Origin of the sequence: Acidisoma sp. S159, from assembly GCF_009766125.1 — a bacterium.
GTDB lineage: Bacteria > Pseudomonadota > Alphaproteobacteria > Acetobacterales > Acetobacteraceae > Acidisoma.
Map to the genome: position 1 here is coordinate 447,468 of NZ_LMUG01000032.1, position 17,220 is coordinate 464,687.

Annotated in this window: 13 protein-coding genes; 4 read left to right on the forward strand and 9 right to left on the reverse strand. The window is 63.3% G+C overall.

Annotated elements, in window-relative coordinates; genetic code table 11:
• Positions 1–459 precede the first annotated feature (459 nt).
• The 3 genes from GSQ92_RS09990 to GSQ92_RS10000 form a co-directional block, all read right to left on the reverse strand.
• Positions 460–1,233, reverse strand: coding sequence for an HpcH/HpaI aldolase/citrate lyase family protein (locus GSQ92_RS09990; protein ID WP_158803114.1), 774 nt, complete (start codon positions 1,231–1,233; stop codon positions 460–462).
• 144 nt (positions 1,234–1,377) lie between these two features.
• The gene (locus tag GSQ92_RS09995; protein ID WP_158803115.1) at positions 1,378–2,103 is read right to left on the reverse strand and encodes a ribonuclease activity regulator RraA; all 726 of its coding nucleotides are present in this window, start codon (positions 2,101–2,103) and stop codon (positions 1,378–1,380) included.
• An 80-nt stretch (positions 2,104–2,183) separates the two neighbouring features.
• The gene (locus GSQ92_RS10000; protein WP_158803116.1) at positions 2,184–3,131 is read right to left on the reverse strand and encodes a 3-hydroxyacyl-CoA dehydrogenase NAD-binding domain-containing protein; all 948 of its coding nucleotides are present in this window, start codon (positions 3,129–3,131) and stop codon (positions 2,184–2,186) included.
• A gap of 228 nt (positions 3,132–3,359) precedes the next feature.
• On the opposite strand from GSQ92_RS10000, the gene GSQ92_RS10005 reads away from it, so the two are divergent.
• On the forward strand, positions 3,360–4,334 hold the full coding sequence (locus GSQ92_RS10005; RefSeq protein ID WP_159013409.1) for a hypothetical protein: 975 nt from the start codon (positions 3,360–3,362) through the stop codon (positions 4,332–4,334).
• Here the strand turns inward: GSQ92_RS10005 and GSQ92_RS10010 are convergent.
• The 4 genes from GSQ92_RS10010 to GSQ92_RS10025 form a co-directional block, all read right to left on the reverse strand.
• Positions 4,300–5,586: a cystathionine gamma-synthase family protein gene (locus GSQ92_RS10010; RefSeq protein ID WP_158803118.1), complete on the reverse strand. Its 1,287-nt coding sequence runs from the start codon at positions 5,584–5,586 to the stop codon at positions 4,300–4,302. The two genes, GSQ92_RS10005 and GSQ92_RS10010, sit on opposite strands and share 35 nt — an antisense overlap.
• Before the next feature lie 114 nt (positions 5,587–5,700).
• Entirely contained in the window at positions 5,701–8,922 is a 3,222-nt protein-coding gene (locus GSQ92_RS10015) for a DEAD/DEAH box helicase (protein ID WP_158803119.1), read from the reverse strand.
• A 200-nt stretch (positions 8,923–9,122) separates the two neighbouring features.
• Positions 9,123–9,878, reverse strand: coding sequence for an SDR family NAD(P)-dependent oxidoreductase (locus GSQ92_RS10020; RefSeq protein WP_159013410.1), 756 nt, complete (start codon positions 9,876–9,878; stop codon positions 9,123–9,125).
• An 83-nt stretch (positions 9,879–9,961) separates the two neighbouring features.
• Positions 9,962–11,179, reverse strand: a complete 1,218-nt coding sequence (locus GSQ92_RS10025) for a winged helix-turn-helix domain-containing protein (RefSeq protein WP_158801782.1) — start codon at positions 11,177–11,179, stop codon at positions 9,962–9,964.
• 216 nt (positions 11,180–11,395) lie between these two features.
• Here GSQ92_RS10025 and GSQ92_RS10030 point away from each other — a divergent pair, with 216 nt between their 5' ends.
• The 3 genes from GSQ92_RS10030 (at position 11,396) to glk (ending at position 14,135) form a co-directional block, all read left to right on the forward strand.
• The gene (locus tag GSQ92_RS10030; RefSeq protein WP_158801658.1) at positions 11,396–12,034 is read left to right on the forward strand and encodes a DUF47 domain-containing protein; all 639 of its coding nucleotides are present in this window, start codon (positions 11,396–11,398) and stop codon (positions 12,032–12,034) included.
• Positions 12,035–12,039: 5 nt separating this feature from the next.
• Positions 12,040–13,065 (forward strand): inorganic phosphate transporter, encoded by a 1,026-nt coding sequence (locus tag GSQ92_RS10035; protein WP_216849929.1) that lies wholly within the window; start codon positions 12,040–12,042, stop codon positions 13,063–13,065.
• Between the two features lie 77 nt (positions 13,066–13,142).
• Positions 13,143–14,135 (forward strand): glucokinase, encoded by a 993-nt coding sequence (glk, locus tag GSQ92_RS10040; protein ID WP_158801659.1) that lies wholly within the window; start codon positions 13,143–13,145, stop codon positions 14,133–14,135.
• 134 nt (positions 14,136–14,269) lie between these two features.
• Here the strand turns inward: glk and GSQ92_RS10045 are convergent, their stop codons facing one another.
• Together GSQ92_RS10045 and GSQ92_RS10050 are read right to left on the reverse strand one after the other, a co-directional pair.
• Complete coding sequence (locus GSQ92_RS10045) at positions 14,270–16,174, reverse strand: bifunctional diguanylate cyclase/phosphodiesterase (RefSeq protein ID WP_158801660.1); 1,905 nt, start codon at positions 16,172–16,174, stop codon at positions 14,270–14,272.
• Positions 16,175–16,267: 93 nt separating this feature from the next.
• Positions 16,268–17,203 carry a 2-hydroxyacid dehydrogenase gene (locus tag GSQ92_RS10050; RefSeq protein WP_158801661.1) on the reverse strand — a complete coding sequence of 312 codons (936 nt, stop codon included), beginning with the start codon at positions 17,201–17,203 and terminating at the stop codon, positions 16,268–16,270.
• Between the last annotated feature and the right edge of the window lie 17 nt (positions 17,204–17,220).

The following is a 17,220-nucleotide window of genomic DNA, read 5'->3' on the forward strand; positions in this document are numbered from 1 at the left end:
AGGCCCGCTGCAGGTTCCCTCCCTAAACTTGGCGGCGCTCTTACAGCGTCGTCTTTTTTTTCGGGGAGTGATTGCGGCCACAGCCCGGCAGCTTGGCTTCGCCACGAATTTGAGCCGAGCTAAGCCAGATAGGGATATGCGACATGCCCAGATCGAATCGCACGGCTTAAGCGCGCTATGGGAAAATCAGGCAAGAAGTCCACACTCGGCATCACGCTTGTGAAAGCGAGATTTCATGTCGGAAAAGATAAATCCTCTGGTGTCGTGCGATTTCGCTGGTCGGATCGATCGGTGACGGAGCGATCGGTATCCTCTGTCTCCGAGTATCTCGAATTCCTCAACCAAATCCATCGCGCCGATCTGCAGAAACCCGCCGGGATGTAGATCAGTTCGAGGCGAGGCATCGCAGCCGCCCCGCGCCCCGACGGTTTCAGCAGTGCGGCACGCGAGCCGACGAGGTCAGGCCTGGCTTTTCAGAAACGCGAGGCGCTGTGCGAGTGCGCTCTGAAACAGCACATGATCCGGCCCGACGCCGATCATGCGAAATCCGTGCTCCCAATATTCCGTCGCCCATTTGTCGTCAGGCACAAGAAAACCCGCGACCTTCTTGCTGGCCTTTGCCGCCTCCACGATGCGCTTGACGGCGCTTAAGTAGATTGGGTTTTGGAACTGACCGGGTATCCCCAGAAAATTCGTGAGATCGAAATGGCCGAGCCAAATCACGTCGACGCCTTCTGCCGCCGCGATTTCCTCGACATTTTCCAGGCCCGTCGCGGTTTCGATCTGAGCGATGACCAGCGTGCGTTCGCGCGCTATTTCCATCGTCGCGATTGGCTGAGCCCGGTAACCATCATGCGCGACACCGAATGCCGCTCCGCGCCTGCCGAAAGGGGGGTAATGCGCGCAGGCAGCGATATGCTCGGCCTGGGCGCGGCTCTCGACCATCGGGACCATGATGCCATGTGCGCCAAGATCGAGTGCTCGGGCGATGAAGTGGTATTCGCTGGTGGGCACACGAACCAGCGGTGCCACGTCCAGGCCTCTGCAACCGGCAATCATGTGTTTCAGGGTCTCATAGCCGAGGCCGGTGTGTTCCATATCGAATAGAATAAAATCCGCGCCGGATCCGGCAACGATCGCCGGCATTCCCGGCGAGAAGAATTCGAATATCATAGGGCCGAACACCTTCCCATCTCGGCGAAGGCGTTCTTTAAGGCTGCGGGTGACGCTCATGACGCGATCCTTGGTTTCGTTCCTGCCGCACTGTTATCGTCGCCCCGGACAATCGCCAGGAAGGCGCCCATGCGTCGTTGTTGTGTGCGAAAGCACGCAGGATGGCATCATGTGCGACAAGGCGCGGGGGCGCAAATGCTGGGTTTAGTGCCCGGTCCCGGGCGGATCCGCGGCCTTGTTTGAGGCCTCGTAACGCGCCTTCGTCTCCGCATTCATCGGATAGAGACCCGGCAAAGGCGCGTCTCGGCCAATTTCCTCCATGATCCAGGCTTCCATCCGCTCCTGTTCGGGTGCTTCAGCCAGAACGACATCCAACAGCGCTGCTGGGATGACAACCGCCCCGTCAGTATCAGCCACGATCACGTCGTCAGGAAAAATGGCGACGCCGCCGCAGCCGATCGGCTCCTGCCAGCCGACAAAGGTAAGAGCAGCAACGGATGGCGGTGGCGCGACGCCCTGGCACCAGACTGGGAGTCCGGTTCCGAGCACACCGGCGACGTCCCGCACGGCACCGTCGGTCACCAGCGCTGCGACGCCTCGGCGGGCCATTCGCGCCGTCAGGATATCACCGAAGATGCCGGCATCGGTGGCGCCGCCCGCATCCACCACCGAGATGCAGCCACTCGGCATGGCCTCGATCGCCGCGCGGGTGGAAATCGGCGAACTCCAGGACGCGGGCGTCGCGAGATCCTCGCGCGCGGGCACGAAACGCAAAGTGAACGCTCGCCCGGCGCAACGGGGCTGCCCCTTCTCAAGAGGGCGCGCGCCGCGGATCCACAGGTTGCGCAGACCCCTCTTCAGCAAGATGGTCGTGATCGTCGCGGTGGAAACAGAGGTGAGGACCTCACTGGTCGAGGGATCAAGTGACATGGCTAGGCTAGCCTCCGCCTGCTGGTAGCCGAGGTAAACACTTTAGCGATTGGGTGGGAATGAGCTGCCACCGCCGCCTCTCACTTCGGCGGGGCGTCGCGCGCCGCGAGCACGCGCATCAAGCCCGCGTCCCGTTCCGCCTCGAGTTCGGTGATGGAGCGGCCGGCCGCCTCCGCCGTAACCCCCGCGATGAGTTTGGCGCAAATATCCGGCGTCAAGCTGGGGGAGCCAAGGCTTGCCCAGCGAGCCTCCTGGCTGGGGCCGAGATGTTTCAAGTAGTGCTCGATCCCGCCGGAACCACCGCCGAGATGATAAGCCATGTGCGCACCGACGACGGACCATCGCAGCCCTGGACCATGCACAAGGGCCGCATCGATCTCGGCGACATCGGCGATGCCCTCGGCGACCATGTTGACCGCTTCGCGCCAGAGCGCGGAGGAAAGCCGGTTCGCAATATGCCCGGCGGCCTCCTTTTTCAATCGAACGGTTTTGCGGCCAAGTGTTTGGTAGAACGATTCTGCGAACGACAAAGCGGCCGGGTCGTTTCCGTAAAGCTCGACTAGGGGCATGAGGTGCGGTGGGTTGAAAGGATGCGCGGTTATGAAGCGTTGCGGGTAGCGTAACTGGGTCGCCAATTCCGACCAGATCAGCGATGATGTGCTGCTTGCGATGATCGTCTCAGGCGAAGCGGCTGTTTCGATTTCGGCATAGATCGCCTGCTTTACGGGCACCGATTCCGGCGCGTTTTCCTGGATCCAGAACACGTCACGCACAGCCCCTGCAATCGACGGCTCAACTACGAGGGTTCCGCGTGACAGTCCCTCGCCGGACTTCATCTCCGCCAACTGGGCGCAAATGCCTTGGACACGAGCAGCAAGGTCCGCGCGAATTTCGGCGGAGGGATCCCACGTCTTTACGTTGAAGCCGTGCGACAGAAAGAGGCCGGACCAACTCGCCCCGATCAGACCACACCCCACCACCGCGACCGACTTGGGGAGCAAATTATACTGCGCGGCATGAGCGATCATAGCCAAGCATCCTCGGTTGCTCGTCGATAGTCTATTGCAGGCGCTCCAGACCGCGTAGCGTCACACTTTCTGCGACGATTGTTGACCCAGCCTAGCGGCCGCCACCAAAAAAGGCATCGCGAGCATTTCCATGGAATTTCCAGGAAATCGATGGACGATTCATAGAAAGACGTTCATTTTCGGGAAAATTCTCTCAAGACGCGATGGGTGCGTGACCTGGACGCTTCGATGCACGCTGAATTCGCTGCCAAATTGCGCCTGACGGCCGCAGTGCTGGGAAACGCGACGCATAAGGGCCTCTGTGCGCGGTTCAGGGCAGTGAACCCGAACACACCCTGTGATATCGACCGGCTGCATAAGTGGATCCAGGGGCGGGCGTTGCCGCGCTCGCCCCAGCTTTATGAGGATTGGGCCAAGGTTCTCGGGACGCACCGACCCGGCACTTGGCTCGCGACCTGCAGCATGAACGAGTTTCGCGACGAGATCGCTCTGCTCTTTGGCGCCAGCCTCGAAGACATGCACCGCACCGAAACGCCACGCGCCCGTTCCGAGGCTGTCAACGGAACACCTTCCGATCCGGGCGGGCTGCGCACCCTGTACGGCACCTTCGCCTGTTACTCGCTCGCCTGGTCGCCCCATTATGCCGGGCAACTGATCCGTGGCGCGCTGCGTCTCGAGCCGGGAAAGGGATCAACGCTCAGGGCAACCTATACCGAGGCGCTGATCGGAGGCCCGGTTCAGATGATTGGCGATGTCGTGCTCAGCGGCGGGACGTTGCACATGTTGCTGAGGAATCCGGATACAGGCTTGCCCGCGTCGATGATCCTGATCATGCCGGGACCGCCGGCCAGCGTGCTTTGCGGCATATTATCGTCCCAGGCCTTTGTCGCACACCACGCGCTGCCATCGGCCTCTCGGATGCTTGTCGTGCGTGTTCCCAGCGCCGCGCGGCTCGACACCTCCAACAGGTATTTGGATTTTAGCCCTTCCTGCGTCTCGGACGATCTTGATGGATTGGGACTAAAACTCGACGCGCCGGGACCGTTGAATGCTTTGGTCGCCGCTTTCCTCGGGCGAGGGATCGACCAGGTCTCCCCGATCGATCAGGCCAGCTTCTCCAGTGCCTTGGACCCCCTGTATTTCCTGCCGGCCGCTGGGAAAGCCGCGCTCAGGATTGATCCAGCACCGCCAGAGCCTGGGTGAGGTCAGCAACCAGATCGTCCTCGTTCTCCAGCCCGATACTGAGACGGATCAAGCCGTCTGTGACACCGATGCGGGCCCGCACGTCCTTAGGCACGCCGGAATGCGTGGTGGAGGCGGGATGGCACACGAGCGATTCCGTGCCGCCCAGGCTGACCGCCAGCTTGAAGATGCGCAGCCGATTCAACACACGGAACGCCTCGGCCTCACCACCCGCGATCTCGATGCTGAAGGTCGAGCCCGGACCCGTGCATTGTCTGGCGTAGATCCCACGCGTGGCCTCGCTGCCGCGTTCACCGCCGAGGGCATGCACCGCTGTAACCTTCGGGTGAAGTTCCATCGCGCGGATAACGGTCTCGGCGTTGCGGGCGGCGGCGCGAACGCGCACCGCCAAGGTCTCCAGCGAGCGGCCCAGCATCCAGCAGGAATGCGGATCGAGCTGCGTGCCGATCGCCCCGCGCAGTAGCCGCACCGGCTGCAACAGCGCGCGGCTGCCAATCACCGCGCCACCGATAAGGTCGCTGTGGCCGCCTATGTATTTTGTGAGCGACGCTGCCACGAGATCGGCGCCGTGAAGGAGCGGCTGCTGGAACACAGGGCTCAGCATGGTGTTGTCGCAGATCACGAGCGGCCGCAGGCCGGTGGTTTCGCCGACCCGATCGGCCGCCGCACGCACAGCCGCGATATCGACCAGCGTGTCGAGCGGATTCGAAGGGGTTTCGATCATCACCAGGCTGAGGCGCCCGAGCTTGCAGGCTTCCTCGGCAGCGGCTTGGATGGCGGCGGGATCGGTTCCGTCGGCGAAGCCATGTGCCTTGATGCCGAAATTGGCGAGGGTGCGGCTGAGCAAGGTCTCCGTGCCGCCATACAGGGGCTGGCTATGAAGGATGACGTCGCCAGGCCGCGCGGTCGCCAGTATGGCGGTCGTGATCGCCGCCATTCCCGAACTGAACGCCAGAGCGCCTTCTCCGGCCTCGTAGATGGCCAGCCGCTCCTCGATGATCTCGCTGTTCGGGTGGTTAAAGCGGGAATAGACCAGCCCGGCGCCACCCTCTGGCGCGGGCTTGCGCCCGGCCACGACATCGAAGAAGTCTCGCCCTTCCTCGGCGGATCTGAAGACGAAGGTCGAGGTGAGAAAGACCGGCGGCTTGACCGAACCCTCGGAAAGCGCCGGATCATAGCCGTAGCCGAGCATCAGCGTTTCCGGCGCCAAAACGCGATTCCCGATGGTTCGGTTGTGGCTGCGATCCTTCATGGAGTCCCCCAGGGTCCCGGCCCATTTGGCCGGCCCGGCGGGGAGGATGCACGCGTCTCAGGTGTTTTGCACGCCGAGCTTTAGCCCGCTCGCCCGCCTATAGGCGCGCTGTTCTCAAGCCGCCAGGCGTTGTTCGGGACCCTTGAACAGGAACTCCACATCGTCGATTTCGACACCCGCGAAATCGCCCTCCTCGCTGAGCGCGATATTGGCGAGATCGGCCTTGCGGCGCTGGAGTTCGACGATCCTGTCCTCGACGGTATCGGCCGCGATCATTTTGTATACGAAGACCGGCTTGGTCTGGCCGATACGATGCGTCCGGTCCGACGCCTGATCCTCGGCCGCCGGATTCCACCAGGGGTCATAATGAATGACGGTATCGGCGGAGGTGAGGTTCAGTCCCCTACCCCCAGCCTTCAGGCTGATGAGGAACAGCGCGACCTCGCCGCTTTCGAAGACGCGCACGGGCTCCGCCCGGTCGCGCGTATCGCCGCGCAACTCGACGAACTTGATACCAGCCTCCACCAGGCGCGGCTTGATGAGGTCGAGCATCGTCGTGAACTGCGAGAACAGCAGGATACGCCGGCCCTCGGGGATCATCTCGCTGATCATCTCCAGGAGCTCATCGAGCTTGCTTGAGGATTCGACCGAACGGGCCGAGGCGAGCTTAACCAGCCGCGGATCGCAGCAGACTTGGCGCAGTTTGAGGAGCGCATCCAGCACCACGATGCGGCTCTGCGCGGCGCTCAGTTCGGCGACCTGTTCGCGAACCTTGTCGTACAGCGTCGCGCGGATGGTCTCGTAGAGTTCGCGCTGGTCGGTGGCCAGGTTGATGCGGCGCAGGATGGTGTGTTTCGGCGGAAGGTCGGTGGCCACTTCCGCCTTCGTGCGGCGCAGCAGAAACGGCTTGATCCGGCGGATCAGTTGAATGCGCCGAGTGGTGTCGTTGTTCTTCTCGATCGGCGTGCGGAAGCGCTTGGCGAAGCCTTTGCGGTCGCCAAGGAGGCCGGGCATCAGGAAAGCGAATTCCGACCAAAGTTCCTGAAGGTTGTTCTCGATCGGCGTGCCCGAGAGGCAAAGCCGGTGGCGCGTATCGAGCTGGCAGACGGCGCGGGTTGCCTTGGCGTCCGGACTCTTGATGACCTGCGCCTCGTCCAAGACAACCAAATGCCAAGGCAGCAGCTTCATCTCCTCGATATCGCGGGCGAGCACGGTGTACGTGGTGATCACTACATGGATGCCAGCGAGTTCCGTGCGACGCTCATGGCGGTCCAGACCATGCAGAACGGCGACCCGCAGATGTGGCGCGAACTTAACGAGCTCGGCGGTCCAATTGGTGACCAGGCTGGTCGGAACGACGATCAAAGCCGGCCGGTCCAGCCGTCCCTCCGTTTGCTCGATGACGATATGCGCGATGGTCTGCGCGGTTTTGCCCAGGCCCATGTCATCGGCAAGGAAGCCGTTGAGGCCAACGGTGCGCAGGTGCTGCAACCAGTCAACACCCTGCTGCTGGTATGGCCGCAGCGTCGCGGTGAAGCTCGTGGGGATTGCGACCCTCGGGATTGCCATCTCGCCGCGAAAGTGGCGGGCATAAGCTTCGATGGCGCTCGCATTCTCCCACCGCGTGCTGAGCAGATCTTCGAGGTCCAATACGCCAGGGGCCTCGGCCTCCGGCAGCAGCAGGCGGCCTTCGCCTGTGCGCCGCGCGGCCTCGATGAGATCGGTCATCACCGCGAGAAGGCGCCGTATTTTCTCTGCCGGCAGCTTGAGGATGCGGCCATCCTCAAGGCTGGTGATCAGCTCGCCATCGACGATTTTGGCCGCGTCGATGCCGCCACGGTCGAGGAGGCGGGAGAGAATGGGCAGCAAAGGAATGCGGGTGCCATCCACCTCGATACCGAAATCGAGTGAGAACTTGCCGGCCTCGGCATCCTCGACCCGCACATCGTAGTCACCGACCGATTTGACCAGAGTCGGGCCGAAGTCGCGGTCGATCTGGTTGCGCCACCCCTGCGCCTCCAGCAACGGAACGCGATCGCCGACGAAACCCTGCCAGCGCTCGGAGGCATCGCGGCCACGATAGACGAAGACCATGCGCCCTCTGGCGGAAAGGCCCTCGGCGATCCGCATCTGGGCGAGCCCCTCCTTGCGGAGAGCCTCGAGAGCAGCCGCCTCAGCGACCCGGTCGCGGCGAACAAAGCTTGGGCCACCGGCGTCGCCGGGGCGGATCAGGCGGAGAAACTGGCGCTCGTCGTCTCCCGACGTGAGGATCCCTTCATAATCGAAGTCGATCGTCAGCGCGTCGATGCTCTGCATATGGCCGAAGTCGTCGGGGCAATCGATCTTGCGCAGACGGAGAATGGGAACGGGAGGCCGCTCCAGAATCACCGGCTCCGCCGCGGCGACGATCACCGGTTCAGCGCGGAGTTCACTGTCCCGGCTGCGACTGGAGCGCGAGGGTGCCGGACGGCTAGCGCCAAAGCGAGGCGGCTCGCCCCGGCGAAAGGTTGGGCTTTGCGGTTTCGCCGCCGGGCGAAACAGGCGTTGCGGCGTCAGCTCCGTGCGGGGTTGCGGCACGGATGCCGGGCGAAGTCTCACGCGGCCCACGGCACCGGTTGCCGCATCGACATACCAGGGGCCGGTGTCGCCGAGGATGACCGCGGATTTCGGCGGCAATTTGGGCGGAACATTGGAGGGGAAACTGCGTTCCTCGCCCAAAATGAGCGGCTTTCCCGTCGCATGCCAGCGCGCCTTGCCCAGCCTCGGCAATAGCCCGAGCACTGCTGGAACCGAGGAAGGCGCGATTGGAACCCGGCTGACGGTTCCACCGCCAAGGAGCTTGGCCATGATGCGGGTGGACCCGCTCGATAGGTGATCGGCCAGGATCCGCGCCGGGGTCGTGATCCCCGGCGCGCCAGTACGCTCCCCGACAAGGAGCGTGGAGACGAAGCAGGCATGGGGCATTTCGCCCGGCGACAGCTCGAAAACGAGACGCTGACGCTCCTCGCCCACCGGCTCCAGCTTTTCCAGCAAACTGGTCGGCTCCGGCTTGCGCAACGCGGGGTAGCGATCGAGAGCCGCGAGGGCTCCCGCCGCGAGATGCGCACAGGCGGACTGGCCGCAGCTGCATTTGTTCAGAAAGCCTACCCGGCTGCCGCGCGCCGAGGGCGTGATGGTGGCCGTGTGACGCTGGCCGAGTTGATCGACCACGACCGCGATCGCCGCATCCCCGAGGGTGACGCTCACCGATTCGAGCAAAATTAGAGACCGGCCCCTTCTGAGCACGCTCGCGTCGAAAACATGGGAAAGATCTTCGGGCGAGAACGGCGTCAGCATCGGAGCAGGGAAACCTTCGGCTCTAGACTCACTGCTTCCGGCGGCGGCAAGCGGGCGGGACTGGGGGGAATTGGTTGTAGCAGAGCTGGTGGATGCCGTCAGCTATCCGTCCTGCAGCTCGGGCAGCCGCCGAACGGGTAGGATGTAGGAGACACGCGCGGAGAACTCAAACCCGCCGGGAGGGCAGTGGGCTTGGCGTCTCAATAAGTCGCTCGGCCGCCTGAAACGTCGAACACGGCGCCGGTGCTGAACGAGGCTTCGGCACTCGCCAGCCAGCAGACGAGGGAGGCGACCTCGCTTATGCCGCCGAAGCGCCCGATGGGGATCTTCGACAACATGAAGTCGATGTGCTGCTGCGTCATCTGATCGAAGATCGCGGTTTTCACCGCCGCCGGCGTGACGCAGTTCACCCTGATCTCGGTCTTCGCCAATTCCTTGCCGAGCGATTTGGTGAGGCCAATGACCCCGGCCTTCGACGCGCTATAGGCCGAGGCATTCGGGTTGCCCTCCTTGCCCGCCACGGACGCGATATTGACGATGCGCCCGTAGCCGTTCTTCACCATGAACGGCACCACGAATTTATTGCAGTAAAACAGCCCGTTGAGATTGACGTCGATGACCTCTCGCCAATCCGCGACGGGATAGTCGGCGACCGTCGTGTTGGGTCCGGTGATGCCCGCGCTGCAGACCAGAATGTCAATCTTGCCCAAATCCACCGCTGTTGCCTCGGCAGCTGTCGCGACCTGATCGGCATCCGAGATATCAAGCCTGTGGCTATGGGCCGCCCCGCTTTCCACACGTGCCGCATCGAGCCTTGCGGTGTCGCGGTCCCAAAGGCTCACCCGGCCACCTTCGCGGGTAATGCGCGCCGCTATCTCCAGGCCGATGCCAGCCGCACCCCCCGTCACGATCGCGACTCGTCCGGCAAACCTCCCGGCTAGTGTGAGATCGCTCATGTCTCGGCTCCGCTCAATGCGTTTTGGGGTCGTCTCTTCTTAAGCTGACTGAACCGTAAAAGGGTCGGCGCGGCAATTCGTCCTCAGTTTCGGCCGCCGGACTTTGCCTGCGCCCTAAGCGCCGGGGCAAGGTCCCCGCGGCGAGCAATCTCCACCCGGTCCAGACCAAGCCAAGCGGCAAGGGAGGACAGCTCGGTGGTCAGTGCCTCCGCCACAGCCCTAAGATCCGCGGCCTCCTCCATATGGGCGGCGAGAACATGGAGCGCGCCCGCTTGCCGGTCGGCCTTGAGATCGACCCGGGCGACAAATTTGTCGCCCAGCAGAAACGGCAAAACGTAGTAGCCGTGCAGGCGATTTTCGGCCCGTACGTAAATCTCGATCCGGTAGTGGAAGCCAAAGACTCGCTCGGCACGATCACGCTCCCAAAGCAGCGGATCGAAGGGGGAGACCAGCGCCTGGGCCGCTATCCTGCGGGGAATGACCGCATCCCGGTGGAGATAGGCCGAGCGCCCCCAGCCGGTAACTTCGACCGGGATCAACTCGCCAGCCTCCGCCAACTCAGCGACTCGGTCCCCGGCCGCCGGACCCAACCGGAAATAGCGGCCGAAATCGCCGGCTGTGCCAATGCCCAGGGCGCGAGCGGCAATCGCGACCAAGGCGCGTTGTGCATCCGCCTCGTCAGGGGTGGGTATGGCGAGAATCGAAACCGGCAAAACGCGTTCCGGCAAGTCATAGAGGCGTTCGAAGTTGCCGCGCCGACCGGCCACGGCGAGCTGGCCGCTCCAGAACAGGTATTCGAAGGCCTTCTTGCCGTCGCTCCAACCCCACCAGGCTGATTGCGAGGCGCCGCCATCGGTGAGATCGGCGGCCGCCATTACGCCGTTGTTGCGGATTTCGGCCATGGCCGCCGCTACCTGCCGCTTATGCTCGGCGGCGAATCGGGCGAGGCCAGACCACAGCCCCTGCCCGCGTTCAGCGCGCGCCATGCGCCAGCGGAACAAGGGCTGCATGGCGAAGGGCAGCAGCGATGCCTCGTGACCCCAATATTCGAACAGCGCCCGCTCACGCTTGTTTCCCCAGGCCAGGGTTTCCAGTGCCGCTCGGGGATAGGCGCCTAGCCGCGAAAAGGCGGGCATGTAGTGGGCGCGCGTCAGGACATTGACGCTGTCGATCTGCAGCGCGCCCAGCCGCTGAACCATTCCAAGAACGTGCCGGCGGGCCGGCGCATCGGGCCGGGCACGACCGATTCCTTGGGCCGCCAGCGCGATCCGCCGGGCCATGAGTGCCGAAATTCTCTCCATGGCCTTATCAAGCCGGTTCGCGGTCAAGGGGGCAACCTTCGATCACTCACGATGGGTGAACGGGCATCCTTCCAGCCTCGGGGCCGTTCCCCCACCAAGGGCAGGCATTGGCGGCCTTTCCTGCTCGCCGTCCGTTCCCGGTTGCTGTCATAATCCCCGCTTGAGCGTGGGAGGGCGGCTATGCCGACCACGGATGTGCATTTATGAGGACCCTTCATGCTGATGCACTTCTTCCGCTCCCTGATGCCGCGCGATCAGAAGTTCATCGAACGTTTCACTGAGCATTCGAAGTTGATTGTTCCCGCCGCGGAAGAGTTTCGTGCCCTTATGTCCGGAGACGGGAACGCCGAGCGGCATGCGGTAGAAATCAACCGGCTTGAAGATGCGGCCGATCAGATCACGCGCGAGACGATACTGGCTATTCACCGCACCTTCGTTACTCCGTTCGATCGCTCGCAGATCCTCGATCTCATAACGGCGCTCGATGACACGATCGACCTCATGAAGGATACCGGCCGCCGCATGATTCGCTACGGTGTCGGCTTCACGGCCGAAATGCAGGGCATGGCCGATTGCGCCGTGCGCGCCACAACCGAGATTCGGGATGCAATGCCGCTCCTGCGTTCGATCGGCGAGTTCGAGCAACAATTGACGACCATGTCGGTGGCCGTTCGGGGCATAGAAAGCGAGGCCGATGAATTACTCGACAGAGGATTGCGACGGCTGTTCGCGGGTGATCAATCCGCTGGCTACAAGCTGACGGTCGAGAAAGTCTATGACCTTGTCGAGGCCGTAGTCGATCGCTGCGAGGATGTAGTGGATGTCATCGACGGCATCGTGGTCGAGCAGGTCTAGCGGCCATGAGCAGCATGATTGTCGGCATGCCCGTGCTCGTGTTTCTCATCGTTACGGCCTTGGCATTCGACTTCCTCAATGGACTGCACGACAGCGCGAACTCTATCGCGACCATTGTGTCGACGCGCGTGCTGCGTCCGATCACGGCAGTAATTTGGGCGGCTTTTTTCAATTTCATCGCTTTCACCGTGTTCGGGCTTCATGTCGCCGCGACGATGGGCAATGGTGTGGTTCACGCGAGCATCGTTGACCCTCTTGTGATTTTCGCGGCGCTCGCGGGCGCGATCTTCTGGAATGTTTTGACCTGGCGTCTCGGCATACCCTCCAGCAGCAGTCACGCGCTGGTCGGTGGTCTTATCGGCGCGGGGGTCGCGAAGGTCGGGCCGGAAGCAGTCGTTTGGGGCGGATTGGCGAAGATTGGCTCGGCAATCATCCTTTCTCCAGTGACAGGCCTGCTCATAGCGATGGCGCTGGTATTGGGCGTGTCCTGGCTAGCCTTCCGCTCCACGCCCTTCGCCGTGGATAAACGCTTTCGCTACTTGCAACTCATCTCATCGGCGCTGCTGAGCCTCGCGCATGGCGGCAACGACGCGCAAAAGACGATGGGGATCATCACCGTCCTGCTATTCTCTCAGAGGCGCTTGTCCGGTGGGTTTCATGTGCCGATGTGGGTCGTTCTGAGCTGTCAGGCCGCGATGGCGCTTGGGACATTGTGCGGCGGCTGGCGAATCGTGCGTACGGTCGGGTCGCGCATAACGCATCTTACGCCCGTGCAAGGTTTTTGCGCGGAGACTGGCGGCGCCGCGGCGCTTTTCGGTGCGACATGGCTCGGGATTCCCGTTTCCACAACGCATACCGTCACGGGTTCCGTAATCGGCGTAGGCACCGCGCGTCGCGTTTCGGCGGTGCGCTGGGGTGTAGCGCGCGGCATTGTTGTCGCTTGGGGAATCACCGTGCCGGCCTCTGCCTTGGTGGCCGCGGCCTGCTATTGGCTCGGCATTTTGGCGATGCGGCTGACCTCTTCTTCATAGACCCTCGGTTGCACTGCGGGAGAGACCGGAGGATTGTCGCGCGCTGAGATCGGATAGCTCTGGAAGGAACCGAACTGATGCTGATCGCTGGCGATATCGGCGGCACGACGACGCGGCTGGCCCTCGTCTCCCTGGAAGGCGGCCCCCGCAAGTTCCTGGCCGAGGAGGAATTTCCGAGCGGCAAGTTCGACGGGCTGCAGCCGATCGTGGAGACCTTTCTGGCGCATCACGGCGGAACCGCCACCTCTGCCTGTTTCGATGTTGCCGGCCCGGTTGTCGGTGGCCGCGCGCGGCTGACCAATCTGCCCTGGAACCTCGAGGAAGCGGCCCTGGCCAAAGGCCTCGGGCTGAAACGCGTCACTCTGCTCAACGATCTCAGGGCGATCGCGCATGCGGTTCCGCAGTTGCGGTCCGAGGAACTGGCGGAGATCAATCCGGGTAAGGCGATCGACCATGGCCCGATCGCGGTCATGGCGCCTGGAACTGGGCTCGGCGAATCCTTCCTGATCTGGAGCGGCACGGAATACATCGCCTGTGCGTCCGAAGGCGGCCATGTCGATTTCGCGCCGATCAATCAGATTCAGGCGGGGCTATGGGCCTACCTGACTGATCGCTTCCGGCACGCGGCCTATGAGCGGGTCTGCGCCGGCTCGGGTATTCCGAACGTCTATGATTACGTGAGGTCGCTCGATCCCCTGTCGGAAACTCCCGCCTTCGCGGCCGTCCTACATGCCGCGCATGACCGCACACCCGCGATCCTCGATGCCGCGCTGAATGACCCGAACAACAATCCTCTGGCCGCTCAAACGCTGCGTATCGTGATTGATGTCTGGGGCGCGGAAGCCGGCAACCTGGCCATGAAGGTGATGGCGACTGGCGGTGTCTATCTTGCGGGCGGCTTGCCCCCACGCCTTGTGCCGCAGCTTCAGGACGGCGCTTTCATGCAAACCTTCGCCGCCAAGGGCCGCTTCGCGAATCTGCTGCGCTCGATCCCGGTGCGAATCATCACGATGAACGCGGCACTACTCGGAGCGTCGATGTACGGGCTGGAGCAGGAGGCACGCGGGTGAATTTCGGAAGTCATCCGTGATAGAGAGTAGTCTTTGCAAGGATACTCCGGCGTAAAGGCAAGGCGAGGATGCTCGGCCTTCGCCGAGCATGACGAAGAGTCCGCTGAACAGGTCGATGACAACCCCCGGCGCGACTACTTCGCCGAGGCTCGCTTCGCCTTTTGGACGCTCATAGGCTCCGCCTGCGGGCGTCCGATCAGGTAGCCTTGCAACTCGTCGATCCCGAGACGGTGGGCGATCGCGAGATGCTGCTCCGTCTCGATTCCCTCGGCGGTCACACGGATGCCGAGTTCCTGAGCAAGCGACATCAGGTTCCGCACGATGCTTTCCGTCTGCCTCTGATGCGGCACAGACCGCAGCACGCCACCTTCGATCTTGATCCGGTCGAAGGGGAACCAGTCAAGCGCGGCGAGACTTGAATAGCCGGTCGGGAAATCATCCAGCGCGATGCGCACACCCATCTGCCGAATGGCGTTGAGATCGTCGAAGACCTCCGGCGTGCGCGCCAAGGGAGAGGTCTCGCCCAACTCGATTTCGAGGCGTGCGGCGGGCAAGCCAGACTGGGCAAGTGCGTCGGCGATCGCTTCCGTTATTCCACGGCCACCCAGCTGGCGCGGCGAAACATTCACGGCGACGGTGGCGCCGTCGGTCCAGGTCGCCGCATCCCGGCAGGCGCGATGGAGCGCCCATTCTCCAAGCGGCACGATCAGCCGGCTTTGCTCGGCGACGGGGATGAATTCGGACGGGGGCAGCATGCCCATGCGGGGATGGCGCCAGCGGATCAGGGCCTCGCGCGAGACCACTTCGCCGGTCTGGCTGCTGATAATCGGCTGGTATTGCAGAATGAGCTGGTCCGGATTCCCGATGGCCTCCTTCAACTCGCTTTGGAGATCGCGGCGGTCCAGCCCCGGCTGGAACAGGCAGACCAGGCCTTTTCCACTCGCCTTGGCCGAATAGAGCGCCGCATCGGCGCGCGAGAGCAGGATTGTCGGGTCGTGCCCATGCTCCGGCACGCTGACGATCCCGACACTCACCCCTACGCGGATCGGCCAGGCAGCCCCGAATTCGATGGGCTGCGAAACCGCCTCGATAATCTTGGCCGCAAGCGCCTCCGCCGTGCTGATCGTGGACGCGGGGAGGAGGACCGCGAATTCGTCGCCGCTGAGCCGGGCGGCAAAAGCATCTTGGCCGACCTGTTGCGTCAGGCGTTCGGAAACGGCGCGCAACACCATGTCCCCCGCCGCATGGCCCAGCGTGTCATTGACGCCCTTGAAGCCGTCGAGGTCGAGATACAGCATCGCGAACCACGGCTCGGCGCGACCATTGCGCTCCAGCATGCGGGACAGATGATCGTTAAAGCCGGCGCGATTGGGCAGGCCCGTCAGACTGTCGTGATTGGCGAGGAAGGCATTCTCCCGCTCCGCGACTATGAGGTTGAGAACCTGTTCATGCAGCCGCCCGGTGAGGGCGATCATGCCGAGGATACTCGCCGGCACCAGTATGCAGAGGATGATTTCCCAGCGCTGGAAGTTGAGCGCGATCCCCAACATGTAGGGCAGACTGCAAAGTAGAAGCTGCAGGATGGCGGTGCGTGGGATAGGCGAATTGCGGGCGGTGATGCCGCCGATGATGCCGACTACCATAAGCGCCGCCATCAGCACCACGATGGGATCCGGACTGAGGGCGCAGCCGAAGGCGGCGATACCGATCATCGCCGCCCAGGCGCAGCCGCTCGCGATATAGACCAGCACCGGCCCCTCCCGCCGGTGCCGATGCGCCCGGCGCGCATTGACGATGAGGACGCAGCGCAGGACGAGGAACACGGCTTCCAGTCCCAGCCAGATCAGCGGCCAGATGGCCTGGGTACGCAACCAGATCTCCAGCGCCACGAGCGAGGAGCAGATCGAGGCTGCAACCAGGGAGGTGGTGCGGGTGAGCACCATCCCGGTCATGAGCAGCACCTGTTCGGTGGATGACGACCTCTTGTGTCGTACCAGCCACCGCAGGAGCCGGATCAGACTCTGCGCTTGCGCCCGCATGCCATTCGCTCCCTGGCGGCAAAACTTGCCCTGTATACAAGGCATTGCCAGGAGTCGGCACAGAAAATCGCGCGACTGGTGGGCGGGCGGGCCCTAGACGACGGCAGTTGGCAAGGCGCGGCCGGCGAAGAATGCCTCGAGATTGTCGAGCATCAGGCGGCCCATCGCCTCTCGCGTCTCGGTTGTGGCGCTGCCGATATGGGGGGTGAGAAGCACCTGCGGCAATGCGAACAGGGCTTGCGGAACCTTCGGCTCGTCCTCGAAGACATCGAGCCCTGCTCCGGCGATCCGGCCCTCCACTAGCGCCTGCACCATCGCGCTCTCATCGATCAGCGAGCCGCGGGCCACGTTGATCACCACGCCGTTCGGACCAAGCGCATCAAGCACGGCGCGGCTGATGAGGCCCTTGGTCGCGGGCGACGCCGCCGTTGCGACGAAGAGCACGTCGGAGGCCGATGCCAGCGACGTGGCATCGGGAAAATAATCATAGGCGCCGGTTTTAGGCGTAGGGCCGGTATAGGCGATGCTGCCGCCGAAGCCGGCGAGCCGCGCCGCGATCGCTCGGCCGATCCGCCCAAGTCCGACGATGCCGTAGCGCAAGCCAGAGGCCCGGCGGGCGAGCGGAGGTTGCGACTGAGGCCATAAACCATCCCGCACGTGCCGGTCGACGGACGCGAAATTCCGCATCGCGCCAATCATCAGGCCGATCGCGAGATCCGCGACATCATCGGTCAACACGTCGGGCGTATTGGTGACGCGAAAGCCGGCTTGCCGTGCGGCGGCCAAGTCGATGCGATCGTAACCCACACCGTTGATCGCAACGATGCCGAGATTGGGCAGGCGCGCCGCTAGTGCTGTATCGATGCCAACATGACCGCCGGTGACGACAGCGCGTGTTTCCGCGGCGTAGTCACGCAGCCACGCCTCGCGCAGCGCTGGCTCGGGCCAATGATGCACTTCATAAAGCGCATCGAGCGTCGCCTGGGTCGAGGGCATCAGCGTGCAAAGTTGGAGCAGGCGAGGCTTCACATTGATCTCCCTTGTCG